Raw genomic sequence first — 26,158 nt, 5'->3', positions numbered from 1 at the left:
GGAATTCGTCAAAAGCGCGTGCGTCCCCAACGCGATGCAGCCCTGCACGGGTCCGGCAAGGGTTCAATCTAACCAATTCGTGATCTAGATTGCGCGGCATGGACGACCACACCGACCAGACCCGAAAACCCCGCGCCGACGCCGTGCGCAACCGCGAGCGCGTGCTCGAAGCGGCCAAGCTGGTGTTCAATGCGGGCGGTTCGGAGGCGAGCCTGGAAGCGGTGGCGAAGCGCGCCGGGGTCGGCATCGGCACGCTGTATCGGCATTTTCCGACGCGCGAGGCCTTGTTCGAGGCGGTGTACCGCCGCGAGGTCGAGCAGCTCAGCGAGCTTGCCGAGCAGTTGAAGAATGCCAAGGATCCGGTCGAGGCGCTGCGACGCTGGCTGCGCTCGGGGGTCGAGTTTGTTGCGACCAAAAAGGGAATGATGGCGGCGCTGGCGCTCGCGGTGCAGAGCGGGTCGGAGCTGCATGCCTTCTCCTTCGAGCGTCTGACCAAAGCGATCGGCTCGCTGCTGGAGCGAGCGGCCGCAGCTGGCGAGATGCGGGCCGACATCAGCCCGGAGGATCTGCTGCGCGCCTTCTTCGGCATGTGCTACGTGCACGACCAGCCCGGCTGGCAGGCGACGGCGCTGCGCCTGCTCGACGTGTTCGTCGACGGCTTGCGCGTGCCGCCGCCCGGCAAGGCCAAGGCGCGCGGAGCCAAGACGACGAAGCCGGCGGCGAAGCGGAAGCGGTAGGCGGTGGACCCATAAAGGAATGTCGGCCCACCGAAGGCCGAGCGGAAATCTGCTGATCGGCCAGAGCACTACTGCCTGTGACCCTGAGCGGACCCCCGTTTGCAGCTGCATCGAGCCGCATCACCTACGTAGCCACGAGAAGATGTCCGCTCCAATGAGTAAGTTGAGACTGGCCAGGGCGACGATGAAAGCAAGCATTACTACGATTGTTGCAAGAACCACCTTGGCTCCAAGGCCGAGCCTTCCTTCTTTTTTTAAGCCGTAGTTCGCCGCGAGCCGTGTGACCATCAATGCCCAGAGCGCGACCAACGCGAGATTCGCCAATCCGTCTAACAGTGGAGGAATGCCAATCTGCGAACTAGCAAAACCATATGTGAAAAGTAACGCGGCCAAAAAGATATGAGCGACCAATGCTATCAGATAAGCCTGCCCAAAAAGGAGCCGTCGCTCGAAATATTTGATCATGCCTCCGTAGATCAAAGGGAAGAATAATGTGCCTGCAACGAAGCGCGGAATGGCAGGACTATCAGGGTATGGCAGCATTGCGAGTATGAATCGCTCGATTGAAAATGCACCCATAGTATGTTGCCGAAATAAGTAAATACTAAAGTTGTTCGGTGAAGAGTGGCGGTGCTCGAAGGAGATGGGCGGTCGACGAGTCCGCTCTTGATCCCAAGCGGACATCGTTGCGTCGCGAGAGCAGCACTGCGCGGCGACGGCAGTGCCAGCAATGGCAGTCAATGCCATTCAAGCTGTGCCGCGCGCGGCTGCCATTTGTCGCGCCGCTTTCTCTTGTGCAAGAGCTGCTTCCAGCCGCGAGACACTTTCCTGGAGGCGCTGGTTGTTTTCCAGGAGACGCTGACTGGTCAGGACGAGGATATAATAGCCGAATTGCTGATCATTCTGAAAATAGATTTCAAACAGCCTTTCATAAGTTATGGTCAGGACTTGGCCGTCTTCTATGCACTCGACCGTTGCGGTTCGTCGGTTATTGGGCGTGAGGAAGCCAAGTTCTCCCATGAGACGCCCTGGCGGAAGCTCGACGCCGATTTCTTTGACGAGAAATTTCCCGGTGACGGTGAGGAACATTTCCGTAGCGGCATCACCCTTTCTGAATAGTATGTCGCCTCGGCGATATCTACGTTCGGTCATAAATGGTTTGAGCCATTCCATCGACCTGTCACCGTGCGTCGCGTTACGTGCCTTCTTAACGAGCTTGAGCAGTTGACGGAGGCGAACGGCATTTACTGGCAACAGCAGCAGATAAAGCAGAAAGGTGGCGACGCTTCCGGAAAGCGCGCAAGAAATTACAAAGAATGCACAGCCGACCATATTCGCGACCCGCAGCGGCACCATTCTCTGCATCAGCAAGGTAGCGACAAAGAAGATGGCGCCAACCAAGGCGAACATGTTGGCGAGCGTGATATTGGCCAACACAATTTCAAACAGCCGATTAAACAATGCGTCGTAGGTGATGTTGTTTGGATCAAGCCCCATTTGAACGAGAGTCTTTGCGATCCTGAGATTGTCCGCCGCTGTATCAAGAATGCGGTCTAGAATTGTCGAAAGATCTGCATTGGAATTCATCGGATCACCCCTATGCAAACAGTCGGTGATGTCGGAACTCGCGGATACCTGACCGAAGTCGGACAAGCACAAGCGGTATTGATCCACATTGAATATTACCTGGCGCGGTTCTTTTCGGTGATCACAGGCGCGTGGCCAGTAGCGTGTCAACGCTCAGACTGGCTCCGACTGGCTTCGACCCGCGATGCATAAGGCCGCTCCTGGCCCATCGGCGCCCCTCAACCATCTCTGCTGCTTGTGTCGCCGTTGAGGGATGAGCGGGCATCTGGGGCACCAAGCCAAGCGCGTGATGAGTCCACGCCCTGGCGCCGCAGATGTGCTAGCATCGCCTCCGCCGGGATCTCAACGCGGAGCCTGTCATGCGCATCGCAGCCTTGCTGGTCACTCTCATTGTTGCCTGTCATCATTCAGCGTTTGGCGGCGATGTCGCGGCCGCCCAGAGCGTCATCCGCGCCCAGGAGCAGGCCTTCGTTCGCGACGATGCGGCGGCGGCCTATTCCCATGCGGCACCGGCGATCAAGGAGATATTTCCCGCGCCTGACATCTTCATGTCCATGGTTCAGAACGGTTACGCGCCGGTGTATCGTCACAGGAGTTTCGAATTCGGCGAGAGCAAGACCGATGGCGGCTGGATCGCCCAGCGCGTCCACATCGTCGATGCCAATGGCGAGGCTTGGGAGGCGCTCTACACGCTCGAGCAGCAGGCGGACGGCAGCTACAAGATCACCGGCTGCTCGCTACTGAAGGCGGGACAGTCCGTCTAGGTGGCAAACCCCGGCCCGGCCTTGACCGGGCCCATTCGCGCGCGGATCAAGAGCAGCACGACGATGCCGATGTTCAGCGCATTCCACGCCACGCCGTTCGCGAACGCCGCGGCGTAGGATCCGGTGGCGTCGAAGATGACCCCCGACACCCAGCCGCCGAAGGACATGCCGAACACGGAGGCAAAGATCACGATGCCGACGCGCGTCGCCGCCTCGCTCGCCGGCATCGCCTCACGCACGATGATGGCGTAGCTCGGCACGATGCCGCCCTGGAACAGGCCGAACATCGCGGAGATCAGATAGAGCGAGGTCAGGCTGTCGAAGAACAGATAGAACACCAGCGCAAAACCCTGCGCCAGCGATCCGACCAGCAGCGTGCGGATGCCGCCGATCTTGTCGGCGAGATAGCCGGAGCCGATCCGGCTGACGATGCCGCATGCCATCATCAAGGACAGCATCTCGGCGCCGCGCGCCACGCCATAGCCGAGATCGCCGCAATAGGCGACGATATGCACCTGCGGCATCGCCATCGCCACGCAGCAGGCGATCGATGCGATCGAAAGCAGCACCGTCAGCGTGTTGGTCGAGAGCTTGAGATCGACCCGCGGCGGCGGCGCGTTGGCATGATCGCGAACCTTGTCGTTGCCCATCTGTGCGCGCAGGACGAGGACCAGGAGCGTCATCGTGCAGGCGCAGACCATGCCGATGCCGATATGGGTGTAGCGCCAGCCGATCTCCTGCGTGCCCCAGCTCACGATCGGCGGCCACATCGCGCCCGCGACATAATTGCCGCTGGCAACGATCGTCACCGCCAGCCCGCGATAGCGCTCGAACCAGTGCGAGGCCTCCGCCATCAACGGGGCGAAGGTCGCTGCGGTGCCGAGCCCGATGAGGAAGTAGGCCACCACGAACTGCCAGAGATGGCTCGACAGACCCGCGAGCACGTTGGCGACGCCGAGAAAGGCGATGCTGATCGCCATGGCCGGTACGATGCCGAACCGGTCGGTGATCTTGCCGGCGATCACCCCGCCAAGCCCGAAGCCGAACATCATGAGGGTGAAAGCCAGCGACACCGCGCCGCGCGTGGCACCGAATTCGGCCTGCACCACGGGAATCACGACCACGACCGCCCACATGCCGACGGCGCCGATCGAGCCGATCAGCAGCGCAATGATCAGCCGCATCCAGGCCTGACGGGAATCAGGGCTGAATGATTGAGGCGTCTGTCCTGGATGATTTGGCGCGTGCACGGGCCGGACCATGGCCCGCGGATCGCCACAGGGTCAAGCATTGTGCCGCGATATTGGGCATGCGCGGTGCACTGCGGTAAGAAGAAGCTTGGCGAACGCGCGTTTTGCCACTAGTTTGCATTCAGCGTGTGCACCTTGGCCGCGCGGAGAGCATGCCGGCGGATGTTGCTGCGATTGACGCGATCGATGCGGATCAGGGTGGGGCGGATCATCGCCCTCGCCTACCTGTTCTGCGTGCTCGCGCCCGCTGCGGCGCTTGCCTGGGGCGATGGCGCTGCACCGTGCCTCGACGACGTACTCCTTGCAGATCACGTGCCGGCGCATCACCAGATGCCGACGAGCCATCTGCATGGCGATGCCTCGCACGAACACGCGGGCACCCACGCTCACCCCCAGACGGCCGCGCAGGACGCGCCCGCTCCGCATCATCACGACGGCAAGGGAACAGTGGGACCGTGCTGCGCGATGATGTGCGTGAGCGCGCTGCCCGCCGACCTGCCCAGCGTCGCCAAGCCCCTGCTGCCCGTCTCCGCCTGCGCGCCCGAGCTCGTGGCTAGCCTGCACAGCACGGCGCCGCCCCTGCACTACCGCCCCCCCATCGCCTGATCTGACGCGACGATTTCGGGCCGAGCGCGCTTTTGCGCGCGCGAACCTGTGGTCTCCAGATCAGGGATGAATCATGTTGACGCCTTCCGGGGGAAAGTCCGCCGCCGCATCTGCGGTGGGTGGACGACAGTGCCGATTCAATTGGCTGCTGCTGGCCTTTGCTGCGCTGGCGCTGTCCGGCTGCACGCCGGCAACGACACGGGTCGCCAGCGCCGATCCCGCCGATCCGGCGGCGAAGGTGGCGCACATCGGCTATCGCTCGACCATTGCGCCCTATACCAGCCTGCGCCCTGCGACGCCGGCGCCATGGCGTGGCCGCAACGACGCGGTGACGCCGCAGCCGAAGCCAGACCGGTAGGAGCGCGCCATGACACGCCATCTTGCGCGGGGCCTGCTCGTCCTCATCGCGCTCAGCGTCTCCGGCTGCGCCGCGTTCTCGCCCGACAGCGGGATGACTGACGTCTCTGATCTGACAGGCCAGGCCATCAACAAGGACGTCGCCTTCGTGCGAACGGCGGAGGGCGCCAACGCGGTCGACGCGCGCGTTCGCCAGCTGTTGTCGCGGACGCTGAGCGCAGATGCCGCCGTGCAGATCGCGCTGCTCAACAACAAGGGACTGCAAGCCGCCTATAACGAGCTGGCGCTGGCCGAGACCGATCTCGTCGAGCAGAGCCTGCCGCCCAATCCCGTATTCGCGATCTCGCGAATATCAGGCAACGGCGCCAGCGAGATCGAGCGCCAGGTGGTCGGCGACATTCTCGCGCTGGCCACCCTGCCGTTCCGCTCCGAGATCGCCCGCGACCGATTCCGCGGAGCGCAGCTGCGCGCTGCCCTGGCGACGCTGCGGCTCGCGGCCGACGTCCGCCGCGCCTATGTCCGCACTGTCGCCGCCAACGAGATGGTGGTGCTGCTGACGGACGCGAAGGCCACGGCGGAATCCACCGCGCAGCTCGCGGTCAAGCTCGGCGAAACCGGCTCGCTCAACAAGCTCGACCAGGCCCGCGAGCAGGTGTTTTACGCCGAGACCACCGCCGACCTCGCAACGGCGCGCCAAGCGGCGGCGAGCGCGCGCGAAAGGCTGGCGCGCCTGATGGGGCTATGGGACGCCGGTCTCGACTTCCGCCTGCCTGATCGACTGCCGCCGCTGCCGCGTCGGCCGCAGGCCTTGCCCTCGATCGAGGCCGACGCGGTGGCGCACCGCATCGACCTGCAGATCGCACGGCTGGAGCTGGCCGCGCTGGCCAAGGCCCTGAACCTCACCGAGGCGACGCGCTTCGTGACGCTGCTCGATCTCGCCGGCATCTCCCGCCGCACCCAGGATCCGGAAGGGCCGCCGTTCCGCGAACGCGGCTTCGACGTGCAGTTCCAGATCCCGATCTTCGACGGCGGCGAGGTGCGCGTGCGGCAGGCCGCCGAGACCTACAATCTCGCCTTCAACCGCCTGACCGAGCGCGCCGTGAATGTGCGCTCCGAGGCGCGCGATGCCTATCGTGTCTACCGCTCCACCTACGACATCGCCGGCCATTACCAGCGCGAGATCATCCCCCTGCGGAAGATCATCACCGAGGAGATGCAGCTGCGCTTCTCCAGCATGCAGGTCGACATTTTCGCGCTGCTCACCGAGGCGCGACAGCGCCTGGCGTCGCTGCGCGGCGCGATCGACGCCAGGCAACGGTTCTTCCTCGCCCAGGCCGATTTGCAGACTGCCGTCAACGGCGGCGGCGTGCCGACGGCCGGCGGCGACAATCCAACCACCATCGCCGCGGCAGCGCCTGCCGCCGGCGGCCACTGAGATGGAGGCCAGCATGTTTTCCCGCCGAGGATTCTTAGGCAGCGCCGCGCTTGCCGGCGCATCGGCCATCAGCGGCCGCGTCCAGGCCGCTTCGATTCCGGAAGCCCCCATCATGGACAAGGTGGTGATGCAGCCGCCGCTGCATCCGAGCAGCGGCCCGGACTATCGCCCCGTGGTCACGCTCAACGGCTGGTCGCTGCCGTTCCGCATGAACGGCGACTGGAAGGAATTCCATCTCGTCGCCGAGCCCGTGGTGCGCGAATTCGCCGAGGGCATGAAGGTGAACCTGTGGGGCTACAACGGGCAATCGCCGGGCCCGACCATCGAAGCGGTCGAGGGCGACAAGCTCCGCATCTTCGTCACCAACAGGCTGCCCGAATACACCACCGTGCACTGGCACGGCATGATCATTCCGAGCGGGATGGACGGCGTCGGCGGGCTGACCCAGCCGCACATCCAGCCGGGCAAGACCTTCGTCTACGAATTCGAGATGAAGAAGAGCGGGACCTTCATGTACCACCCGCATTCCGACGAGATGGTGCAGATGGCGATGGGCATGATGGGCATGGTCGTCGTGCATCCGCGCGACCAGAGCTTCCGGCCCGTCGACCGCGACTTCGTCTTCGTGATGAGCACCTATCGCGTCGACCCCGGCACCTATCTGCCGCATGTCAACGAGATGACCGACTTCAACATGTGGACCTGGAATGCGCGGGTATTTCCCGGCATCGATCCGCTCCCGGTCAGGCTCGGCGACAAGGTGCGCGTGCGCATCGGCAATCTCAGCATGACCAACCATCCGATTCACCTGCACGGCCACAGCTTCGCGGTCACCTGCACCGACGGCGGCTGGATCCCGGAGAGCGCACAGATCCCGGAGACGACCACTGACGTGCCGGTCGGCGCTGTCAGGGTGTTCGACGTGCTCGCCGACAATCCGGGCGACTGGGCGTTCCACTGCCACAAGTCGCATCACACCATGAACGCGATGGGACACGACGTGCGCAACCTCATCGGCGTGTCGCGCAAGGATCTCGCCAAGGCCGTCGGCAAGCTTGCGCCCGACGGCATGGCCATGGGCTCGACCGGCATGGCGATGGGCAACATGGAGATGCCGACGCCCGACAACACGCTGCCGATGATGACCGGCACCGGCCAGTTCGGGCCGATCGAGATGGGCGGCATGTTCACGGTGATGAAGATCCGCGAGGACCTCGCGCGCGACGATTACCGCGATCCCGGGCCGTACAAATTCCCGCAAGGCACCGTCGCCTACGAGGTTGCGGCCCCGGCCGCAGAGCCGGCCCGGCCAAAACCAGGCGGCCCGCCGATGAAGAACATGAAGATGTGAGCGTTTCGATGAATGAACAACTGGAGACGACGATGAAGACCACGATCAGGCTCGGCCTCGCGCTGGCTGCACTTTCGACCGCGCCGGCCTTTGCCCACGACAAGCACGGGCACGGGAGTTTTTCCGCCGGCGAGCCCGGCGATCCCAAGAAGCCCGCCCGCACGATCGAGGTCCTGATGAACGAGATGGACTACACACCTGCCCGGATTGAGGTCAAACGCGGCGAGCAGATCCGCTTCGTGCTGCGCAACGTCGGCAAGGAGGACCACGAATTCCTGCTCGCCACCCCCAAGGAAAATCTCGCGCATGCGGTGGAGATGAAGAAGCATCCGCACATGGAGCACGACGATCCCAACGGGGTCCGGCTCGCGCCGAACGGGACGGCCGAGATCCTCTGGAAATTCAGCAAGGCCGGCACCTTCGAATTTTCCTGCCTGATTCCGGACCATCGCGACTACGGCATGGTCGGCCACGTCACCGTGAAGTAAGCAATGGAGACTCCCATGAACCGCATCATCCGTATCACTGCTGCGCTCGCGCTTGCTGTCGGCCTTGCGACCGGGACCCTCGCAGCCGACGGCGCCGCGATCAGCGGCGAGGTGAAGAAGATCGACGAAGGCACCGGCAAGATCACGCTCAAGCACGGACCGGCGAAGAGCCTCGGCATGGAGGAGCCCATGACCATGGTCTACCGCGTCAAGGACCCCGCCATGCTCAAGCAGGTGAAGGTCGGCGACAAGGTGACCTTCGAGGCCGAGGAGGCGGCGTCGGGGTACACGGTGACGAAGATGAACAAGGCGAAGTGAAGTAGGGCCTTTTCCCCCGACCGTCATTCCGGGGCGCGCCCCTTGGCGCGAGCCCGGAATCCATTTCTCCATAGCGTGTGCGGCCCGATGGATTCCGGGCTCGCGCTTCGCGCGTCCCGGAATGACCAGAGAGGGGCCCCCGAAACACCCCGCCCGCCCCCTTCCCACCCTCCGTTAACCCTTTGCTAACCATACACCCGGCAAGAATTGCCGGGTGAAGTCGAGTGTCGTCAGCCGCGTAGAACGGGAGCTCCCGTGGACGCCAGTGCGGTGCCTCACTTTCGGAACGGCGGCCCATCGGCCGCCGCGCAGACGTTTGGGGCGCGCGGACGGCAGTCGCGCGGGGAGGCAGCTACCATGGTCGACGTCACGGCGGGACAGGGCGTAGGCAGCGCGAAGGCCGGCATCCCCTCCCTCAGCGAGATCGTCAACATCCTCAAGCGCGGCGACATCGCGCTGGCGCTCGGCGTCCTCACCATCCTGGTGGTGCTGATCCTTCCCCTGCCCGCGATCGTGCTGGACCTGTTCCTGGCGATCTCGATCACGCTCTCGATCCTGATCCTGATGACGTCGCTGTTCATCCAGGCACCGCTCGAATTCTCGGCCTTCCCGACCGTCCTGCTGATCTCGACCATGTTGCGCCTGTCGCTCAACATGGCCTCGACCCGCCTGATCCTGTCGCACGGGCACGAGGGCACGGCCGCCGCCGGTCACGTCATCGAGGCCTTCGGCAACTTCGTGATGGGCGGCAATTTCGTCATCGGCATCATCGTCTTCGCCATCCTGATCATCGTCAACTTCGTCGTCATCACCAAGGGTTCGGGCCGTATCGCCGAGGTCGCCGCGCGCTTCCACCTCGACGCCATGCCCGGCAAGCAGATGGCGATCGACGCCGACCTCTCCGCCGGCCTGATCGACGAGAAAGTCGCCAAGGAGCGGCGCAAGGAGCTGGAGGACGAGAGCGGCTTCTTCGGCGCCATGGACGGTGCCTCCAAGTTCGTCCGCGGCGATGCCATCGCGGGCCTCCTGGTCGTCTTCATCAACGTGGTCGGCGGCATCATCATCGGCGTGGCGCAGCAAGGCATGTCCTTCGCCGACGCCGGCCGCACCTACACGCTCCTGACCGTCGGTGACGGTCTCGTCACCCAGGTGCCGGCGCTGATCGTCTCGACGGCGGCCGGCCTGCTTGTCTCCAAGGCCGGCGTGTCCGGCGCCGCCGACAAGGCGCTGATGAAGCAGTTCTCCGGCTATCCGCAGGCACTCGCGATGTCCTCGGCCGTGATGCTCGTGCTGGCGGCCCTGCCGGGCATTCCGACCCTCCCGTTCCTGGCGCTCGGCGCCGGCGCCGGCGCGCTGGCCTGGAACGCCCGCAACCGCAACCGCGTCACCGCCAGGGCCGAAGAAGCCGCCAAGGCCGCGCCCGCGGCAGGTCAGCCCGGCGCGCCGGGGGCCGCTGCGACCGAAGAGCCGATCTCGGCCGCACTCAAGATCGACGACCTCAAGATCGAGCTCGGCTATGCGCTCCTGCCGCTGGTCAACGGTCCCGACGGCACCGATCGCCTCACCGAGCAGATCAAGGCGCTGCGCCGTTCGCTCGCGATCGAGATGGGCTTCGTGATGCCGGCGGTGCGCATCCTCGACAACGTCCAGCTCGAGGCCAACACCTACATCATCAAGATCAAGGAGGTCGACGCCGGCACCGGCAAGATCTGGCCCAACCAGTTCATGGTCATGGATCCCGGCGGCGGCCAGGTGCAGGTGCCCGGCATCCACACCACCGAGCCGACCTTCGGCCTACCCGCGACCTGGGTCGATGCCAGCCTCAAGGAAGAAGCCTCTCTCAAGGGCTACACCGTGGTCGACGCAGCGACCGTGCTCTCGACCCACCTCACCGAGTTGCTCAAGGCCAACATGTCGGACCTGCTCTCCTATGGCGAGGTGCAGAAGCTTCTCAAGGAGCTGCCGAAGGAGCAGAGCGAGCTGGTCAAGGACATCGTTCCCGGACAGGTCACGGTCTCCGGCATCCAGCGCGTGCTGCAACTGCTGCTCGCCGAACGCATCTCGATCCGCGACCTCTCGACCATCCTCGAAGGCATCGCCGATTCGCTCGCCTTCTCGCGCAACCCCTCCACCATGGTCGAGCACGTCCGCGCGCGTCTGGCGCGGCAGATCTGCGCGCAGAACACCTCCTACAACGGCTATCTGCCGCTGATCGCGCTGTCGGCACGGTGGGAGCAGGCCTTTGCCGAATCCATCATCGGCCAGGGCGAGGAGCGCAGCCTCGCGATGCAGCCCTCGAAACTGTCGGAGTTCATGACCGCCGTGCGCGAGGCGTTCGAGCGCGCCGCCCGCGAGGGCGAAGCGCCGGTGCTGGTCACCTCTGCGGCAATTCGTCCGTTCGTCCGGTCCCTGGTGGAGCGGTTCCGGGCCCAGACGACCGTGCTGTCGCAGGCAGAAATCCACCCCAGGGCGAGGCTGAAAACGGTCGGAAGCATCTGATTTGCCTTAAGAAGCCGTGTGTTTTTCAGCCACAGGCAAATGGTTTTTGAGTTCCCGGCGCCTTGTCGACCAAACGCTGCCTAGACGCCCGATCGGCAAACTATATCATTGAAATAATTATATAATCGTACGATCCAGGATCGTTCTCGATCGCGACCTTTCACGTCCTATCACGCTCTTGTGACCGCCCCTTGGGAACGAATCCCCCCAATACTAGGTTGTTGGGCACCGGAAGCATGAACCTGCCTGAACTGGCTGGCGACTACTTCGGGTAGGTGGCGGCAGGAGGCTTCCATGAACCACTCGATCTACAGCGCAGATCGCTCGACCCACTTGAAAATCGTGGTCGTGGCCCTCGTTGCGGGGATCGCGGTGGCAGGCCTCGGCATTACGGCGCGTTCGGGTTCGGATGAAGGTTTGACCCAGACCGCCCGCGTCATCAAGGCCGGCAAGCCGGTCGTTGTCACCAGTTCGGACGCATCTCTTGTTCGATAAGGAGATCCAGAGTTTCAGGAATTCACGCGGCTCTTTACCAGCCCCCCAAAGTCGCCACGTGGATATGTAGACGACCCCAACCCCAAGTCGACTACGGAAAGCGCCCGCCCCCCACGGGCGCTTTCTCATGTCTGGGGTACCTTGCGACACGCTCAGCCGACGTCCTCCAACCAGCATCAATCAGATTATCACCGCCCGCCATATGTCGGCGGCGGCGCCTGCACCGTCGGCGCTGCCGCCGCGAACAGATCGTCCTTGCTGCCGCTCATCGGCGGGTAGATGCGCTTGCAGTTGATGATCTGCTTGGTGGCCTTTGCTGCCGCGCCGGTCGTCTTGACCTCGCGATCCCACCCCTCCGTATAGAGCGCACCCCAGCCGCCGAGATCGAGCACGGTGACGTACCAGTCGATCCGCAGCGGCAGCATCGGCAGGCCGACGAGATCGGCCACCACGTTGTGGCCTGCGAAGCGGCCCATGGGGCGCGCGAACTGACAGGACATCACGGTCGGATGCAGTCCGTCGATCACGCTCGAGGCAACGTCGCCGGCCGCGAACACGCCGCCGACATCCGCAACCCGCATCAAGGGATCGACGAGAAGGCGCCCGAGGCGATCGCGTGCGCCCGGAAAGCTCGCTGCCAACGGGCTTGCACGCATGCCCGCACACCAGATCACCGTCTGCGCCGCAATGAACTCGCCTGAGTTCAGGCGCATGCCAGCGGCCTCGATCGACACGACACGCACACCGAGCCGCGTCTCGATGTCCAGCGAAGCCAGGGCTGTCTCGATGACGGGACGCGCATGCACACCGATGCTGGCGCCGACCGCTGGATTGGGATCGACCAGGATGATGCAGCGGCTGCCGGTGATGCCCGCACGCGCCAACCGGTCAGGCATCTCGGCTGCGACCTCGATGCCGGTGAAGCCGGCGCCGACCACCACCACCGTTGAACGTTCCGGAGACGGCGCGCTGCGTCCAAGCGAAACCAGATGTTCTTCGAGGCGGAGCGCCGCGGCATAGGTATCGACGTCGAAGGCGTGCGCGGCAAGGCCGGGAATGTCGGGGCGCATCACCTCGCTGCCGAGCGCCAGCACCAGGCGATCATAGCCCAGCGTCTCCTCGCCGCTGCTGGTGACGAGCGAGATCTCGCGCCGTACCGGATCGATGGCCTCGACCTCGCCGAGGCCGTGGCCGACACCGATCGGATCGAGCAGTTGCGGCAGCGGCAGCGCGACCTCGCCGAGATCGGCCTCGTAGTTGCGCACGCGGATGTTGTGATAGGGGTTGCGGTCGATGACACGGATCTCGATGTCGCGGTCGCTCGCGCCGATCTCGTCGCGCTTGCGCGCAGCGCCGATGGCCGCCCACAGGCCTGCAAATCCGGCACCGAGCACGACGATACGCGCCATGTCCGCCTGCGCACCTTCCAGAGGATCCTGCGGTCTCCCCGCCTGGACACACTAGCTCAACAGCCGGCGTCGACCAAATGCGGCAGCGCCCGCGCCGCCGCACGAAATCGCGACTTACGCCTCGCGCAGCTCCGACGGCGTCGCCCCGAAGCGCTTGCGAAAGGCGCGATTGAAATAGGACAGATCGGAGAAGCCGGACGAATGCGCGATGTCGCTGATCTTGCGCGCCCTGGCGCGGGGATCACCGAGCAGCTTGCGCGCATGGAGCAGGCGCTGCTCCAGCACGAATTCGGTGAAGGTCGTGCCGGCCTGCTCGAACAGGCGCTGTGCCTGGCGCGGGCTCAGCCCTGAGCGTGTCGCGACCTCGGCCAGACAGAGATCGTTGCGGCCGAGTGCGGCCATCACGTCGGCGCGCATCAGATCGAGACGGGCCGCCGCCTGGCCGCGGCCGTGTGCCCGGCTTGCATGCTCCGCATCGGTGCCGAGCAGGAGACCGACGAGATCGACCATATGCTGCGCCGTCAGGCGCTGGCCTACCGCATCGAGATGCGGCGCGTGGTTGGCGGCGAGCGCATGGTAGCGGAGGATGGTCTCTGCAACCGCGCCGTCGCAGAGCACCTGCGAGAGCTTGTCCTCGGCGCGCGGATTGATGTCGAGCAGCGCACGGCGCGGCATGCGAATGGTGTTGAAGCGGTCTTCGTCGGTGTGGCCGACGGTGCCGGTGATGCTCATGTCGACGAGCACCATCTGGGCAGGCGTGAGCTCCACGGTATGCCCATTCTGTCCGACGCGGACGAGCCCCGCATGCGCCGCGATCAGGACGAGGTCGTCGCTGCCGTCGGCGAGGTGGCTCTGCGTACGGGAATATTGCGCGGAGGCGCCTTCCGGAATGGCGAGCACGATGTTGTCGATGACGCTGACCTGGAGCCGGCAATCGATGCTGTCGCCCTGGCTCGGCCCAATCTCGAGGCCGCAGCGACCGAAGGCCCGCCCGCGCCAGTCTTCGAACGCCGGGCCGTGCGGCAGCCCCGCATATTGGTGAAGGAAGATGCCCGGCGTTCTCGCTGCATCCATCTGATTCTCTCGCCCTCTCCGGCATCGCCGACTTGAAATTCCGGGGATTTGACGCCGCGGCTTGCGGGGAGGTTCAAAATCGGGGGCGGATTTGGCCGGGCTTGTCGAAATGCGACGACCGGATGGACCGCGGCGACAAGGCGCGCCCTTCCAACCCGGATGGAGCGCGGCTCCATCCGGCTACGATGCTGCGATGCTTATTTCTTTGCGGGCGCCTGCGGCTGCGTGGGCGGCACGGTCTCGATCAGCTTGCCGGAAAACACCGGCGCCGATGTGGGCTGGCCGTTCGGCGAGCCACCGGCCTGTTCGACGGTGACGGCGAAGGTGGCGCCGTTGACGACCTCGGCATCATAGGAGGCGAGCAGCGGACGCGCGGTAAAATCACTGGCGCCGATCACGCCGAGCGAGCGCGGCCGCGGCAGCTTGTCCGAGATCAGCCAGAGCTCGAAACTCTTGCCGGGCTCCGGCGTCGCGCCGACTTTCCGCACCGTGAAATTCCGCGTCGCGCCGTCGATGGTGAGGATGAAGGCGGGACCGCCGTCCTGGCCCTGCAGCAGCGCGACATATTGCGCCGAGGCGGCGAGCGGCGCGGCCGGGGCCTTCACCTCCACCGTCTGGATGCGTGGCGGAGGACGCAAGACGCCCGGCAGCGCATCAGGCAGGAATATCTGAAGCGACAGCGTCACGAGCAGCGCGGCCGCGAGCGCGCCGACGGCGGATGCAATGTTGCGCCAGCGCTTCGCGCGCCCCTCGAGGCGGATCACGTCACCATCGACGACCGGCGCCAGCTGTGCGCGCAAAACATTGATATCCGGAGCATGGACCTGCGGAATGAATTGCGGCGCGATGTCCGGGATGGCATCGGGTTCGGGGCGCGACGACCCGGGCTGCTCCGCGGCGGGATGCGATGTCTGCGGGGGCCCGTTCTCCGCGGAAGATTCCAACGTCGCAACTTCCTCCGCGGGCAAGTCCGGCATGGGCGCAGGCGGCGGCGAAGCTTCGGCAGGTGCAGGCGGCTCCTGCGCAAGCGCGGTGCGCGCGATTTCGGACTTGATGTTCTCCCACACGACCGGACGCGGCTCGACCGAGCCGACCATCTGGTTAAGCGCGCCAAGTCGATAGGACCAGGACCGCACGATATCGGCGAACGCCTCGTCCTCCGCCATCATGGCCTCGACCTGCGCACGCTCATCGGCGTCGAGCGTACCGAGCGCGTATTCCGCGGCGAGCGCGATATGATCCTCCGTGTAGGCCATCAATTGCGGTCCAGAACCATCCTCATCATCAGGCCATCACAGCCCGAGGCACTCCCGAATATCCAGCATGCTGCGCCGGAGCCACGTCTTCACCGTGTTGACGGGCGCGGCGAATTTCTCCGCCAATTGCTCGCGGCTCCAGCCGTTGTAATAGGCGAGAAGCACGAGCCTCTGGCGGTCCGGCTCGAGCCGGCCGATACATTCCAGGAGCCGCTTCAGCTCCTCGGTCATCTCGCGGCGCGCCAGCGGATCGGGACTCTCGGCCGCGACCTCCATCGCCTGAGGCTCTTCCTCGATGGAGACTTCCGACTTCTTGCGCACGATGTCGATTGCACGGTTGCGCGCGATCGAGGCCATCCACGTGATCGGCGACGACAAGGCCGAATTGAACTGGCCGGCGCTGTTCCAGATCTTGACGTAGGTCTCCTGGATGACCTCCTCTGCGAGATCCTGTCGGCGCAAGATACGGAGCACGACGCCATAGAGTTTCGCGCGCGTGGCAGCGTAGAGGCGCTCGAATGCGGCCTGATCGCCCTTCGCCACCGCCTCGATCAACTCGACCAGCTCCGCTGGCGTCAGCATTCAGCCCCCCGACACGCGGCCTGCCGCTTCCTTTCACCTCTCCCCACCGGGGAGAGGTCGATTTGCGCAGCAAATCGGGTGAGGGGGCGCGGGGCAAACGGGGGACCGTCACCCCTCACCCGGCGCTCCGCACCGACCTCTCCCAAGGGAGAAGTGGGCACCGCCGTCGCTGGCACAGCATTCATTCCCACCACCATAGCGCGCGGCAAAGCCGACCACCAAGGGGCGCGGTGCCCCGCTGTGGACAGCACATACGAAAACCCGGACCTTGCGGGTCCGGGTTTGGCAAATTCCAACGTGGTCTGGCTGCCGGCCGGCTCAGGCTACCGCGCCGATGCGGGCCCGCATCAGGCCGATGCTGTCGAGGTCGGCCTGCTCTCGGGCGTTTTCCTCAGCGCGCTCGCGGGCCTGGTCGCGCTCGTCGAGGAGCTCGACCTTCTTCAACTCTTCGAAAGCCTCGGCTAATGCGGCCTTGGCTTCGTCGAGCTGGCCCTTCAGCTCATCGGCTGAACGGGTCAGGTTCTCGCGGCGCTGGATCGCGGCCTTGGCATAGGTCGGATAGGCGAAGTGCGAGGGATCGTTGATCCCGGCACGCTCCTGCTCGGTCTGGATCTCGCGTTCGAGATCGACCGACATCCGCTGGAAATCGGCGATCATGGTCTCGATCTGGGTGACCCGGCGGCGCTTCTCGTCGACCTGAAACTTTTTCAGGCGGATAAGCGTATCTCGTGACTTCATCGACTCGTACTCCCCAGAAGTCCGCCCGCTGCGCGTGGGACGGCACCGGTCGCCTCCCAGGCCCGATTGAGGCCAAGACCGGCTCTGCTACTCTGTGGGAACGGATGATGACCTGACAAAGTTAGCGTTCCGTTTCCAAATTGCCGAGGATCTGCGCCAATTGGCGGTAGCCGTCCGCCAGGGATGCATTCTCGTCCTTGCGCTGGCGCAGGAAGGCCTCCAGCGGCTCGTTCAGCCGGATCGCCTCGTCGACCTCGGGGCTGGAGCCGGCGCGGTAGGCGCCGAGCCGGATCAATTCCTCCATGTCGGCGTAGGTCGCCATCACCTGGCGTGCCCGCTGGATGACGGGCCAGAACTGCGGATCCGCCGATTTCGGCATGGTGCGCGAGACGGATTTGAGGATGTTGATCGCGGGGTAACGGCCGCGCTCGGCGATCGAGCGCTGCATCACGATGTGGCCGTCGAGGATGCCGCGGACCGCATCCGCGATCGGCTCATTATGGTCGTCGCCGTCGACCAGCACCGTGAAGATCGCGGTGATGGCGCCCTCCCCGAGGCCCGGCCCGGCCCGCTCCAGGAGCTTCGGCAACTCGGTGAAGACGGTCGGCGTATAGCCCTTGGCTGTCGGCGGCTCGCCGGCGGACAGGCCGATCTCGCGCTGGGCCATGGCAAAGCGCGTCACCGAGTCCATCAGGCAGAGCACGTCCTTGTCCTCGTCGCGAAAATATTCGGCGATCGCGAGCGTCAGATACGCCGCCTGGCGGCGCATCAGCGCGGGCTCGTCGGAGGTGGCGACCACCACGACCGAACGCGCGAGGCCCTCCTCGCCGAGATCGTCCTGCAGGAATTCCTGAACCTCGCGCCCGCGTTCGCCGATCAGCCCGATGACGCTGACAGCGGCATCGACGTTGCGCGCGAGCATCGAGAGCAGCACCGACTTGCCGACGCCGGACCCCGCGAAGATGCCCATGCGCTGGCCGCGGCAGCAGGTGAGGAAGGTGTTCATCGCGCGCACGCCGAGATCGAGCGGCGCGCCGACGCGCTTGCGCGAATGCGCCGGCGGCGGCGTATTGCGGAACGGCATCGGCGAAGAGCCCTGCGGCAGCGGCCCCTTGCCGTCGATCGGCTCGCCCAGCGCGTTGACGACGCGGCCGAGCCAGGCTGCGGACGGCCGCACCTGATTGGCGGCATTGGCAATGACCGCCTTGCAGCCGCGGCGCACGCCGTCGAGGCCGGCGAACGGCATCACGACGGCATTGTTGCCGGAGAAGCCGATCACCTCACAGGGAATGGTGCGGTTGGCGCCGGTCTCGATCACGAGCCGTGCGCCGACCGACATTGCGTGAATCGGACCGGCCACCTCGACCATCAGGCCGCGCACGCCGACCACGCGGCCATAAATGTTGACGCCGTCGATGTCGCCGATCTGTTCGGCAAGAGCCTTCATAAGGTGGTCGCCTTCGTCATCCGGGGCATCACGGTGAAAGCCTTAAGTTTCGCCACATTTCTGAACGGCGCTTAACCTCGTGTTTACCCGCATCATTAATCATTGCGTCACTGTCTTTGTGACTGAGCGTGACTCCCCTTCAGAAGAAGGCTGAGTCGCGGGAGTCGGTTAGGCCCGTCTCTTAAAGTGGAGCTTGAACGGAATCGGGTAACGAAAGCTGCTTCATACGCAAGACCTTAGGGCGATTCGGCAAAAATTGCACCGTGGGGACTTGCGTTCCAGAATCAGAGTTTGTTAACCATCTGTCGTCAGGATCCGAATCAGTTGTTCAAAGGCGTTTTGTTGAGTGCCGCGAATGCGGCCGACCTGACGCCCAGGAGCGGCGACTATGGGGAACTGGCATGCGCGTTTTGCTGATTGAAGATGACAGCGCCGTCGCGCAGTCGATCGAGCTGATGCTGAAGTCGGAGAGCTTCAACGTCTACACGACCGATTTGGGGGAAGAAGGCGTCGATCTCGGTAAACTATACGATTACGACATTATTCTTCTCGACCTCAATCTGCCCGACATGTCCGGCTACGACGTGCTCAAGCAGCTCCGGGTCTCCAAGATCAAGACACCGATTCTGATCCTCTCCGGCCTCGCCGGCATCGAGGACAAGGTCAAGGGTCTCGGCGTCGGCGCCGACGACTACATGACCAAGCCCTTCCACAAGGACGAGCTGGTGGCCCGCATCCACGCGATCGTGCGCCGCTCCAAGGGCCATGCCCAGTCGGTCATCCAGACCGGCGACCTCGTCGTCAACCTCGACACCAAGACGGTGGAAGTCGGCGGCCAGCGCGTCCATCTGACCGGCAAGGAATATCAGATGCTGGAGCTCCTCTCGCTCCGCAAGGGCACGACCCTCACCAAGGAAATGTTCCTCAACCATCTCTATGGCGGCATGGACGAGCCGGAGCTGAAGATCATCGACGTCTTCATCTGCAAGCTCCGCAAGAAGCTCGCCAACGCCTCCGAGGGCCGCAATTTCATCGAGACCGTGTGGGGCCGCGGCTACGTGCTGCGCGAACCGCACGAGGCCGACGAACGCATCCCCGCCTGATCCCCTGGGTTACGTCGCGAGCCTCCGGGCTCGCTCCTCCCAGCCTGGACCCCGCCGCGAATGGCGGGGTTTTTGTTTTTTGCCTCTCCCTCTCCCGCTTGCGAGAGCTTTGCTTAATTGGACGCGGGGGAGTGATTGCCGCTGTTGGGCGTTTTTTGCGTAGCGTTGGACGTCGGCGGCATCGAAGGTTTGCGCTTTCGTGGTCGACTGATTGGGTTGGGCGGTCATGCGGCAACTCCCGCAGGAGACAACGCCACCCATCGTTTGAGATTCATTGCCAGGCAGATCAGGCGCAGATGCGTCTGGTTGCGCGCCCAGCCCAGATAGCGGGCGCGCGCCCAGCGGTAGCTGCCCTTGAGGCGCGCGAAGACCTGCTCGACCGGTGCGCGGCGCTTTCCCACGGCACCGTTGAAGCGCTTCTGCCGCGCGGTCAGCGGATGATGCTTGTTGGGCCGGAACATCAGCCGCGGCTTGATGCCTCGCGCGCGCAGGCCGCTACGGCGCTCGTGCTTGTCATAGGCCTGGTCGGCATAGACCGCCTTCTCATCACCACAGACCAACTCGTCGGCGGGCACCGTATCGTTGACCGCAGCATCGGTCAGCTTGCTGCGGCGGATGATTGCCGAGCCCTGGTCGATGCCAACATGGGCCTTGTAGCCGAAGTATCGTTTGCCGCCCTTCTTGGTCCATCGCGCATCCGGATCGCGCTTGCTGTTGACCAGTTTGCTCGGCGCCCGACCGTCCGGGCCGGGGGGCTGCGGCTCCTCTGGTGGCTTCGGCGGCTTCACCGCCGCCGGGATCAGGCTCGCGTCGATTAGTGTACCCCGCCGCACCACCAGCCCATGCGCATCGATCTGGCGCAGGATCTCACCGAACAGCCTCTCGTCCAGGCCGGCCCGCTGCAAACTGTCGCGGAAGCGCCAGATCGTGGCGTGATCGGGTGTCTCATCGCCGAGCACAAAGCCGCAGAAATCGCGGAATGAGGCGCGGTCATCAAGCGCCTCTTCAAGCTCCGGATCGGACAGCCCGTACCATTGCTGCAGCAACAGCGCCTTGAACATCACCAGCCGCGGATAGGCCGGCGCCCCACGCTCCGGTTCCGGCAGACCGCCTAGCACGCCCCCTACCGCTGCCCAATCGACCAAGTCCCCAATCCGTCTCAGCACCGGATTGCCTTTTCCCCGTCGCGACACCAGCGCGTCCGCAAAGCTCGGTTGTCCAACCTGTCGATAGGCCATTCCCGTCCTCCCTCAGCGGTCTAGGGAATCGCAGATTCGCGAATATGCAAAGCTCTCGCTTGCGGGAGAGGTTGCACCGACCGTGCCGACACGGCTTCATCCCTCTTAAGCTTTGAACCACTGGCCTTCCCCTGCCGACGAATGGTCGCTGCACGATGGGGGAACGATGATCCTGCAATCACTCGCCGGCCTGCCCGCCTTCCTGGTCTATTTCTGCACCGGGCTGATCGCGATCGTGGCCTATCTGTTCGTCTACACCCGCATCACCGCGCACAACGAATTCCAGCTCATCCGCGACAACGAGCCGGCCGCGGCGATCGCGCTCGGGCTCAGCCTACTCGGCTTCGTAGCGCCGCTGGTGAGCGCGATCGCGCATTCGGCCAACGTGCTGGACTGCCTGATCTGGGCGACGATCGCGCTCATCGTGCAGGTCATCGTGTTCTATCTCGTCAAGGTTCCGGTGCCAAACCTGTCGAAGCGCATCGATGCCGGCGAGCTTGCCCCCGCGATCTGGCTCGGCCTGTCCTCGCTCGCCGCGGGGCTGCTCAACGCCGCCAGCATGATCTACTGACATGGCCGACAAACCCGCCAAGAAGGAGTTCGGCAAGCGCCGGCCGGTCGCCGATCCGGCACCGCCGCGCCCGCCGGTGAAGCGCTCCGGCCATGTCGCGCTGCTGGTGATGGGCACGCTCGCGGTCGGCACCACCGCCTACACCTTGATGCCGCGGCAGACTTGCGAACCCACGCCGGGCGCCGTGCCGGGGCAGACGACGACGACCTGCACAAGCAGCAGCAGTTCGTCGGGCGGCAGCAGCTCGCGCTGGTCGTCGCGATCGAGCTTCTTCAACAGCGACTCCTCGAGCCATCCCTCGTCAAGCACGTCGTCCGATGTCGGCCACAGCAGCGTGAGCCGCGGCGGCTTCGGCTCGTTCGGCCATGGCTTCTCGGGCGGCGGCTGATCCATGCAACGCATCACCTGTCCCGAGCGTGACGACTGGCGGCAGACCGCCGAGCAATGCGGCTTCGTCTTCCACACCATCGACGGCGAACGCTATTGGGACGAGAGCGCCTATTACGGCTTCACGCTCGATGAGATCGAGCGCGGCATCGAGGCGCCGACCGGCGAGATCGACGCGATGTGCCTGGAGCTCGCCGGCCGCGTCATCGGCGACGAGCGCTACCTGCGGCGCCTGAAGATACCGGAAGCGTTCTGGAGCCTGATCGCGGAGAGCTGGGAGCGCGACGACCGCAGCCTTTACGGCCGGCTCGACCTGAAGTTCGACGGCAAGTCGCCGGCAAAGCTGCTCGAATACAACGCGGATACGCCGACCTCGATCTTCGAGGCCGCGGTGTTTCAATGGACCTGGCTCGAACAGGCGATCGAGCGGCGCATCATCCCGTCGCGCGCCGATCAGTTCAACTCCATCCATGAGCGGTTGATCGCGGCGTGGAAGGAGATCGCGGCCGGTCACCACGTCCATCTCACCGGCATCACGGGCAACGAGGAAGACGCCGGCACGCTCGCTTATCTCGAAGACACCGCGCGCCAGGCCGGACTCTCGACCAGGCTGCTCGACATCGAAGAGGTCGGCTGGCGCGACGAAGGCGGCGGCTTCGTGGATCTCGACGATGACGATGTCGCACTGGCCTTCAAGCTCTATCCCTGGGAGTGGATGTTCCAGGACGCGTTCGGTGCAAAGCTCAAGGACGCAACCACGCGCTGGATCGAGCCGCCGTGGAAGGCGGTGCTCTCCAACAAGGGCATCCTGCCGCTGCTCTGGGAGATGTTTCCGAACCATCCCAATCTGCTGCCGGCCTTCTTCGAGGACGATCCGCGCGCCGCGGAGCTCGGAACGTCCTACGTCCGCAAGCCGCTGCTGTCGCGCGAAGGCGCCAACGTCACGCTGGTGTCCGGCGGCATGCCCCTCGACGAGCAGGCAGGTCCCTACGGGGCCGAAGGTTTCGTGCGGCAGGCATTGTCACCGCTGCCGAACTTTTCGGGCGTCTATCCGGTGGTGGGAAGCTGGCTGGTGAACCACGAGCCGTGCGGCCTTTCGATCCGCGAGGACGAAAGTCCGATCACCGGCAACCGCTCGCGGTTTCTGCCGCATGCGATCTTGTGAGATGCGCTCGCGACCTCGTCGGAACGGGACGCGAGCGCACATGCTGACCTAGGGCGTCTTGACGATGAATCTTCCATCATACAGGAATGCGCCCTTGAACCCGCTCTGAACACTTTCGAATCCGCCGGTGCCCGTCGCGTTCGCGTACGTACCAGTGCCCGACAAGATCGTATATTCGCCCTTCGCTTTGCCATCCTTGACCGCGCCGGCGTAGCGCGCCGTGATCGAGGAGCCATCGTCGAAGGTGTAGGTGCTGTAGCCAAAGATAGGTCCTGAGCCCTTGAGCAGGTCGGAGGAATTCACAAAATCTTTCACGGCAATGCGTCCATCCTTGAAAAAGGCAACGCCAAACATTTTGCCGGACATGACCATCTGGCCTTCGACGTTCGCGACCTCGGTGACTTTGACATCCATCGGCTTGGTGACGAGCTTGAACTCGAGCACATGCTCACCGGCGAGAGCAGTGGCTGGCAACGAAAGCGCTGCCAGCAAGAAATACGAGGCACAAGACATTCGCATGGTATGTCCTCCTCAGTACGGTTCATGATGGAATGGAATCCCGCCTCGGTGCGGCGGGACGATCGGCAGCTTAGCACAACCGTCAGATGTTGATCAGGGCCGCGATTGTATTGCATCGCGGCACGCCCCCTTGCGTGCGCCGGTAATTGAGTAATCTGCAATGCGCAAACGCGTGTGAAGCGCCTCGCGCCAAGGCGAAGCGATGTCCGTCAGTTGTTGCCGATCATTTGCAACGACAGCGTTCAGTGAGATCGCCTGTCGTTCGGCCAATCACCTCGCCGCTGCCACCTTCAACGACGGCGGCATCAGTCCACCCATTGGGCGGCCGGAGCGCGCGGGGTTGAGCTGATAGAGACCGCGACGGTCGGTCATGGGGCGGAATGCGTCGGTGATGCCGACGACGGACTCGGCAGCGCCAAGCAGCAGCGTGCCGTCGGGCTCCATCGCCTTCGCCACGCGCTCGAAGATCACCGCCTTGGTGTCCTGATCGAAATAGATCAGCACGTTGCGGCAGAAGATCACGTCGAACGTGCCGAGATGGGAGAAGTCCTGCAACAGGTTGAGCTGGCGAAATTGCACCATCGCGCGAATGTCGGCATTGAGCTGCCAGAGTTCGCCGACTTGGGTGAAGTACTTCATCAGGTGCTGGATCGGCAGGCCGCGCTGTACCTCGAACTGGCTGTAGACGCCGGCCTTGGACTTCTCCAGCACCTCCTGCGACAGGTCGGTGGCGACGATCTCGATGCGCCAGCCGGCGAAGGCCGCGCCCATCTCCTTCACGCACATCGCGATCGAATAGGGCTCCTGCCCGGTCGAGGAGGCCGCCGACCAGATGCGCAAACTCTTGCGCGCCGCGCGCGCCTGGATCAGACCCGGCAGGATGGTCTCGCGCAGATGGTCGAATGGAATCTTGTCGCGGTAGAAGAAGGTCTCGTTGGTGGTCATGGCTTCGACCACGTCGGTCGCAAGCCGGCCGTCGCCGTTCCTGATCTTCAGCACGAGATCGGGGATGCCGGGAAGGCTTGCCTTGCGGGCGAGCGGCAGCAGCCGGCTCTCGACCAGGTACTGCTTGTCGGCCGAGAGATCGAGGCCGGAGCGCTCCTTCAGGAACTTGCGCAGGTAGTCGTAATCCGTCGGCGTCACGAGCGGTCTCCCGCGAACAGGCGATTGACCTTGGCGCCGATCTGATTGAGCGGCAGGATCGCCGCGCAGATGCCGGCATTGGCCGCCGCCCCCGGCATGCCCCAGACCACGCTCGAGGCTTCGTCCTGTGCGATGACGCTGCCGCCGGCGGCGACAATGTCCTTGCCGCCGCGCATGCCGTCCGAGCCCATGCCCGTCAGGATCACGGAGAGGATATTGCCATGCCAGACGTCGATGGCCGAGGTGAAGAGCGGATCGACCGCAGGTTTGCAGAAATTGACCGCCGGCCCGTCATCGAGCGAGATCGCGGCATCCGCACCGCTGCGCACGACGCGCATATGCTTGCCGCCGGGCGCAAGGTAGATCCGTCCGGCCTTCACCGGCTCGCCGTCGACTGCCTCGCTCGCCGGCCGGCGGCTCGAACGCGCCAGATGCTCGGCAAGGATTGTGGTGAAGGTCGGCGGCATGTGCTGGGTGATCAGCACCGGGAAGCGGTCGATCACCGGGCCGAGTTCGGTGACGAGCGACATCAGCGCCTGAGGACCGCCGGTCGACGAGCCGATCAGCAGCACCTTCGGCGCCTGGGTCGAGAACGGACGCGTCGACAGCGATCCTGACGACGGGGCATGCACGGCCGGAGCCGGCGCAGGCGCCGCAGGCCGCGCAACAGGACTGCGCGCGGCCGGAGCCGGGCTTGCGGGCGCCAGCGGCGGGCTCGCAACCGCAGCCTTGCGACGCAGCCGCGCGCCGAGATGGCGGATCTTCTGGATCAGGTCGTGATGAAAGATGTCGGCCGCGGATGCCTCGCGCGTCGATTCCGGCTTCGGGATGTAGTCCGCCGCGCCGAGCGACAGCGCCTTGAAGCTGATCTCCGCGTTGCGGCGGGTCAGCGTCGAGGCCATGATGATGACGAGATCGCGCTTCTTGGCCAGCAGTTGCGGCAGCGCCGAGAGGCCGTCGAGCTCGGGCATCTCGATGTCGAGCACGGCAACGTCGGGGTTGATGCGTTCGATCTGGTTGACCGCCTCGAGCCCGGTGCGCAGCGAGGCCGCGACCTCCATGTCGTGCTCGGCGCCGATCCAGCGCGAGATCAGACCGCGGATGACGACGGAGTCGTCGACGATCATCACCCGCAGCGGCCCTGCATCGCGCGACGGCGTCGTGGTCGAATTCCCTGCGGACGCAACACTCATTACTCACCAACTCAGACTGAAACGATATGGTTGAAAGCAGGCGCCGAAGGATCCGTTCAGCCTTCGGGCGAACGCTCAGATAAGGCCGACTTCCTGGAATTTCGCTGTCACGATGTCCTTGTCGAACGGCTTCATGATGTATTCGTTGGCGCCGGCATGCAGCGCGCGCGCGATATGCGCGACGTCGTTCTCGGTGGTGCAGAACACCACCTTGGGCTGGTCGCCGCCGGGCATGCGCCTGAGATGGCCGAGGAACTCATAGCCGTCCATCACGGGCATGTTCCAGTCGAGCAGCACCGCGTCGGGCAGGCCGCGCTTGCAGGCCTCCAGCGCCTTCTCACCGTCCTCGGCTTCGAGGATCTGGAAGTCGAGGCCCTCCAGGATCCGCCGCGCAACCTTGCGGATGACGCTGGAATCATCAACGACGAGACAAGTGCGCATGTGAA

28 protein-coding genes are annotated in these 26,158 nt (G+C 64.5%); 14 read left to right on the top strand and 14 right to left on the bottom strand.

What is annotated here, in order from left to right:
* Positions 1-98: 98 nt before the first annotated feature.
* Positions 99-737, top strand: coding sequence for a TetR/AcrR family transcriptional regulator (locus XH96_RS07720; protein WP_194391912.1), 639 nt, complete (start codon positions 99-101; stop codon positions 735-737).
* 120 nt (positions 738-857) lie between these two features.
* On the opposite strand, the gene XH96_RS07715 is transcribed toward XH96_RS07720, so the two are convergent.
* Positions 858-1,484: a hypothetical protein gene (locus tag XH96_RS07715; RefSeq protein WP_194391910.1), complete on the bottom strand. Its 627-nt coding sequence runs from the start codon at positions 1,482-1,484 to the stop codon at positions 858-860.
* Positions 1,485-2,324: a Crp/Fnr family transcriptional regulator gene (locus XH96_RS07710; RefSeq protein ID WP_194391908.1), complete on the bottom strand. Its 840-nt coding sequence runs from the start codon at positions 2,322-2,324 to the stop codon at positions 1,485-1,487.
* A 359-nt stretch (positions 2,325-2,683) separates the two neighbouring features.
* On the opposite strand from XH96_RS07710, the gene XH96_RS07705 reads away from it, so the two are divergent.
* A complete protein-coding gene (locus tag XH96_RS07705; RefSeq protein ID WP_194391906.1) occupies positions 2,684-3,088 on the top strand; it encodes a DUF4864 domain-containing protein in 405 nt (134 codons plus the stop codon).
* On the opposite strand, the gene XH96_RS07700 is transcribed toward XH96_RS07705, so the two are convergent.
* Entirely contained in the window at positions 3,085-4,350 is a 1,266-nt protein-coding gene (locus XH96_RS07700) for an MFS transporter (RefSeq protein WP_194391904.1), read from the bottom strand. The genes XH96_RS07705 and XH96_RS07700 overlap by 4 nt on opposite strands.
* Before the next feature lie 150 nt (positions 4,351-4,500).
* Here XH96_RS07700 and XH96_RS07695 point away from each other — a divergent pair, with 150 nt between their 5' ends.
* The 8 genes from XH96_RS07695 (at position 4,501) to XH96_RS07660 (ending at position 11,887) form a co-directional block, all read left to right on the top strand.
* A complete protein-coding gene (locus tag XH96_RS07695) occupies positions 4,501-4,944 on the top strand; it encodes a hypothetical protein (RefSeq protein WP_194391903.1) in 444 nt (147 codons plus the stop codon).
* 73 nt (positions 4,945-5,017) lie between these two features.
* Positions 5,018-5,302, top strand: a complete 285-nt coding sequence (locus XH96_RS07690; protein WP_194391901.1) for a hypothetical protein — start codon at positions 5,018-5,020, stop codon at positions 5,300-5,302.
* A gap of 9 nt (positions 5,303-5,311) precedes the next feature.
* Positions 5,312-6,736: a TolC family protein gene (locus tag XH96_RS07685; RefSeq protein ID WP_194391899.1), complete on the top strand. Its 1,425-nt coding sequence runs from the start codon at positions 5,312-5,314 to the stop codon at positions 6,734-6,736.
* A gap of 13 nt (positions 6,737-6,749) precedes the next feature.
* Positions 6,750-8,087: a copper oxidase gene (locus XH96_RS07680; protein ID WP_194391898.1), complete on the top strand. Its 1,338-nt coding sequence runs from the start codon at positions 6,750-6,752 to the stop codon at positions 8,085-8,087.
* A 32-nt stretch (positions 8,088-8,119) separates the two neighbouring features.
* The gene (locus XH96_RS07675) at positions 8,120-8,575 is read left to right on the top strand and encodes a cupredoxin domain-containing protein (protein ID WP_194394067.1); all 456 of its coding nucleotides are present in this window, start codon (positions 8,120-8,122) and stop codon (positions 8,573-8,575) included.
* Positions 8,576-8,590: 15 nt separating this feature from the next.
* Positions 8,591-8,893, top strand: coding sequence for a copper-binding protein (locus XH96_RS07670; RefSeq protein WP_194391896.1), 303 nt, complete (start codon positions 8,591-8,593; stop codon positions 8,891-8,893).
* Positions 8,894-9,250: 357 nt separating this feature from the next.
* A complete protein-coding gene (flhA, locus tag XH96_RS07665) occupies positions 9,251-11,392 on the top strand; it encodes a flagellar biosynthesis protein FlhA (RefSeq protein ID WP_194391894.1) in 2,142 nt (713 codons plus the stop codon).
* Between the two features lie 294 nt (positions 11,393-11,686).
* The gene (locus XH96_RS07660) at positions 11,687-11,887 is read left to right on the top strand and encodes a hypothetical protein (RefSeq protein WP_061879401.1); all 201 of its coding nucleotides are present in this window, start codon (positions 11,687-11,689) and stop codon (positions 11,885-11,887) included.
* Positions 11,888-12,075: 188 nt separating this feature from the next.
* Here the strand turns inward: XH96_RS07660 and XH96_RS07655 are convergent, their stop codons facing one another.
* The 6 genes from XH96_RS07655 to fliI form a co-directional block, all read right to left on the bottom strand.
* The gene (locus tag XH96_RS07655; RefSeq protein WP_194391892.1) at positions 12,076-13,296 is read right to left on the bottom strand and encodes an NAD(P)/FAD-dependent oxidoreductase; all 1,221 of its coding nucleotides are present in this window, start codon (positions 13,294-13,296) and stop codon (positions 12,076-12,078) included.
* Between the two features lie 114 nt (positions 13,297-13,410).
* Complete coding sequence (locus XH96_RS07650; protein WP_194391891.1) at positions 13,411-14,370, bottom strand: AraC family transcriptional regulator; 960 nt, start codon at positions 14,368-14,370, stop codon at positions 13,411-13,413.
* Between the two features lie 197 nt (positions 14,371-14,567).
* Complete coding sequence (locus XH96_RS07645; RefSeq protein WP_194391889.1) at positions 14,568-15,626, bottom strand: anti-sigma factor domain-containing protein; 1,059 nt, start codon at positions 15,624-15,626, stop codon at positions 14,568-14,570.
* 36 nt (positions 15,627-15,662) lie between these two features.
* Positions 15,663-16,208: a sigma-70 family RNA polymerase sigma factor gene (locus XH96_RS07640; protein WP_028181976.1), complete on the bottom strand. Its 546-nt coding sequence runs from the start codon at positions 16,206-16,208 to the stop codon at positions 15,663-15,665.
* Positions 16,209-16,526: 318 nt separating this feature from the next.
* Complete coding sequence (gene fliJ / locus XH96_RS07635) at positions 16,527-16,946, bottom strand: flagellar export protein FliJ (protein WP_011084990.1); 420 nt, start codon at positions 16,944-16,946, stop codon at positions 16,527-16,529.
* Positions 16,947-17,067: 121 nt separating this feature from the next.
* The gene (gene fliI / locus XH96_RS07630) at positions 17,068-18,393 is read right to left on the bottom strand and encodes a flagellar protein export ATPase FliI (RefSeq protein WP_194391887.1); all 1,326 of its coding nucleotides are present in this window, start codon (positions 18,391-18,393) and stop codon (positions 17,068-17,070) included.
* A gap of 401 nt (positions 18,394-18,794) precedes the next feature.
* Here fliI and ctrA point away from each other — a divergent pair, with 401 nt between their 5' ends.
* On the top strand, positions 18,795-19,496 hold the full coding sequence (gene ctrA, locus XH96_RS07625; protein WP_016848562.1) for a response regulator transcription factor CtrA: 702 nt from the start codon (positions 18,795-18,797) through the stop codon (positions 19,494-19,496).
* A 224-nt stretch (positions 19,497-19,720) separates the two neighbouring features.
* Here ctrA and XH96_RS07620 read toward each other — a convergent pair whose 3' ends face one another.
* Complete coding sequence (locus XH96_RS07620) at positions 19,721-20,734, bottom strand: IS5 family transposase (RefSeq protein ID WP_194389004.1); 1,014 nt, start codon at positions 20,732-20,734, stop codon at positions 19,721-19,723.
* 166 nt (positions 20,735-20,900) lie between these two features.
* On the opposite strand from XH96_RS07620, the gene XH96_RS07615 reads away from it, so the two are divergent.
* From XH96_RS07615 to XH96_RS07605, 3 genes are read left to right on the top strand one after another with little or no spacing between them, the layout of a single operon-like run.
* The gene (locus tag XH96_RS07615; RefSeq protein ID WP_131874792.1) at positions 20,901-21,305 is read left to right on the top strand and encodes a DUF350 domain-containing protein; all 405 of its coding nucleotides are present in this window, start codon (positions 20,901-20,903) and stop codon (positions 21,303-21,305) included.
* Position 21,306: 1 nt separating this feature from the next.
* Entirely contained in the window at positions 21,307-21,693 is a 387-nt protein-coding gene (locus XH96_RS07610; protein WP_194391885.1) for a hypothetical protein, read from the top strand.
* 3 nt (positions 21,694-21,696) lie between these two features.
* On the top strand, positions 21,697-22,857 hold the full coding sequence (locus XH96_RS07605) for a glutathionylspermidine synthase family protein (protein WP_194391883.1): 1,161 nt from the start codon (positions 21,697-21,699) through the stop codon (positions 22,855-22,857).
* 48 nt (positions 22,858-22,905) lie between these two features.
* Here the strand turns inward: XH96_RS07605 and XH96_RS07600 are convergent, their stop codons facing one another.
* From XH96_RS07600 to XH96_RS07585, 4 genes are all read right to left on the bottom strand, one after another.
* Positions 22,906-23,376, bottom strand: coding sequence for a hypothetical protein (locus tag XH96_RS07600; protein WP_194391882.1), 471 nt, complete (start codon positions 23,374-23,376; stop codon positions 22,906-22,908).
* A gap of 270 nt (positions 23,377-23,646) precedes the next feature.
* Entirely contained in the window at positions 23,647-24,519 is an 873-nt protein-coding gene (locus XH96_RS07595; RefSeq protein ID WP_194391880.1) for a protein-glutamate O-methyltransferase CheR, read from the bottom strand.
* Positions 24,516-25,712 carry a chemotaxis response regulator protein-glutamate methylesterase gene (locus XH96_RS07590; RefSeq protein WP_194391878.1) on the bottom strand — a complete coding sequence of 399 codons (1,197 nt, stop codon included), beginning with the start codon at positions 25,710-25,712 and terminating at the stop codon, positions 24,516-24,518. Before XH96_RS07590 ends, XH96_RS07595 begins: the two co-directional genes overlap by 4 nt.
* 75 nt (positions 25,713-25,787) lie before the next feature.
* Positions 25,788-26,153: a PleD family two-component system response regulator gene (locus tag XH96_RS07585; protein ID WP_007600538.1), complete on the bottom strand. Its 366-nt coding sequence runs from the start codon at positions 26,151-26,153 to the stop codon at positions 25,788-25,790.
* Positions 26,154-26,158: the final 5 nt, after the last annotated feature.

Source organism: Bradyrhizobium sp. CCBAU 51765, assembly GCF_015291725.1.
In the GTDB taxonomy this organism is placed as follows: Bacteria; Pseudomonadota; Alphaproteobacteria; order Rhizobiales; family Xanthobacteraceae; genus Bradyrhizobium; species Bradyrhizobium liaoningense.
The sequence above is the reverse complement of the archived record's forward strand: the minus strand, read 5'-3'. Positions and strand labels throughout refer to the sequence as shown.

Excerpts from the sequence above, each read along its gene's own strand:
- XH96_RS07720 (WP_194391912.1), top strand. The coding sequence starts at position 99 with ATGGACGACCACACCGACCAGACCCGAAAACCCCGCGCCGACGCCGTG.
- XH96_RS07715 (WP_194391910.1), bottom strand. The coding sequence starts at position 1,484 with ATGGCATTGACTGCCATTGCTGGCACTGCCGTCGCCGCGCAGTGCTGC.
- XH96_RS07710 (WP_194391908.1), bottom strand. The coding sequence starts at position 2,324 with ATGAATTCCAATGCAGATCTTTCGACAATTCTAGACCGCATTCTTGAT.
- XH96_RS07705 (WP_194391906.1), top strand. The coding sequence starts at position 2,684 with ATGCGCATCGCAGCCTTGCTGGTCACTCTCATTGTTGCCTGTCATCAT.
- XH96_RS07700 (WP_194391904.1), bottom strand. The coding sequence starts at position 4,350 with ATGGTCCGGCCCGTGCACGCGCCAAATCATCCAGGACAGACGCCTCAA.
- XH96_RS07695 (WP_194391903.1), top strand. The coding sequence starts at position 4,501 with ATGTTGCTGCGATTGACGCGATCGATGCGGATCAGGGTGGGGCGGATC.
- XH96_RS07690 (WP_194391901.1), top strand. The coding sequence starts at position 5,018 with ATGTTGACGCCTTCCGGGGGAAAGTCCGCCGCCGCATCTGCGGTGGGT.
- XH96_RS07685 (WP_194391899.1), top strand. The coding sequence starts at position 5,312 with ATGACACGCCATCTTGCGCGGGGCCTGCTCGTCCTCATCGCGCTCAGC.
- XH96_RS07680 (WP_194391898.1), top strand. The coding sequence starts at position 6,750 with ATGTTTTCCCGCCGAGGATTCTTAGGCAGCGCCGCGCTTGCCGGCGCA.
- XH96_RS07675 (WP_194394067.1), top strand. The coding sequence starts at position 8,120 with ATGAAGACCACGATCAGGCTCGGCCTCGCGCTGGCTGCACTTTCGACC.
- XH96_RS07670 (WP_194391896.1), top strand. The coding sequence starts at position 8,591 with ATGAACCGCATCATCCGTATCACTGCTGCGCTCGCGCTTGCTGTCGGC.
- flhA (WP_194391894.1), top strand. The coding sequence starts at position 9,251 with ATGGTCGACGTCACGGCGGGACAGGGCGTAGGCAGCGCGAAGGCCGGC.
- XH96_RS07660 (WP_061879401.1), top strand. The coding sequence starts at position 11,687 with ATGAACCACTCGATCTACAGCGCAGATCGCTCGACCCACTTGAAAATC.
- XH96_RS07655 (WP_194391892.1), bottom strand. The coding sequence starts at position 13,296 with ATGGCGCGTATCGTCGTGCTCGGTGCCGGATTTGCAGGCCTGTGGGCG.
- XH96_RS07650 (WP_194391891.1), bottom strand. The coding sequence starts at position 14,370 with ATGGATGCAGCGAGAACGCCGGGCATCTTCCTTCACCAATATGCGGGG.
- XH96_RS07645 (WP_194391889.1), bottom strand. The coding sequence starts at position 15,626 with ATGGCCTACACGGAGGATCATATCGCGCTCGCCGCGGAATACGCGCTC.
- XH96_RS07640 (WP_028181976.1), bottom strand. The coding sequence starts at position 16,208 with ATGCTGACGCCAGCGGAGCTGGTCGAGTTGATCGAGGCGGTGGCGAAG.
- fliJ (WP_011084990.1), bottom strand. The coding sequence starts at position 16,946 with ATGAAGTCACGAGATACGCTTATCCGCCTGAAAAAGTTTCAGGTCGAC.
- fliI (WP_194391887.1), bottom strand. The coding sequence starts at position 18,393 with ATGAAGGCTCTTGCCGAACAGATCGGCGACATCGACGGCGTCAACATT.
- ctrA (WP_016848562.1), top strand. The coding sequence starts at position 18,795 with ATGCGCGTTTTGCTGATTGAAGATGACAGCGCCGTCGCGCAGTCGATC.
- XH96_RS07620 (WP_194389004.1), bottom strand. The coding sequence starts at position 20,734 with ATGGCCTATCGACAGGTTGGACAACCGAGCTTTGCGGACGCGCTGGTG.
- XH96_RS07615 (WP_131874792.1), top strand. The coding sequence starts at position 20,901 with ATGATCCTGCAATCACTCGCCGGCCTGCCCGCCTTCCTGGTCTATTTC.
- XH96_RS07610 (WP_194391885.1), top strand. The coding sequence starts at position 21,307 with ATGGCCGACAAACCCGCCAAGAAGGAGTTCGGCAAGCGCCGGCCGGTC.
- XH96_RS07605 (WP_194391883.1), top strand. The coding sequence starts at position 21,697 with ATGCAACGCATCACCTGTCCCGAGCGTGACGACTGGCGGCAGACCGCC.
- XH96_RS07600 (WP_194391882.1), bottom strand. The coding sequence starts at position 23,376 with ATGCGAATGTCTTGTGCCTCGTATTTCTTGCTGGCAGCGCTTTCGTTG.
- XH96_RS07590 (WP_194391878.1), bottom strand. The coding sequence starts at position 25,712 with ATGAGTGTTGCGTCCGCAGGGAATTCGACCACGACGCCGTCGCGCGAT.
- XH96_RS07585 (WP_007600538.1), bottom strand. The coding sequence starts at position 26,153 with ATGCGCACTTGTCTCGTCGTTGATGATTCCAGCGTCATCCGCAAGGTT.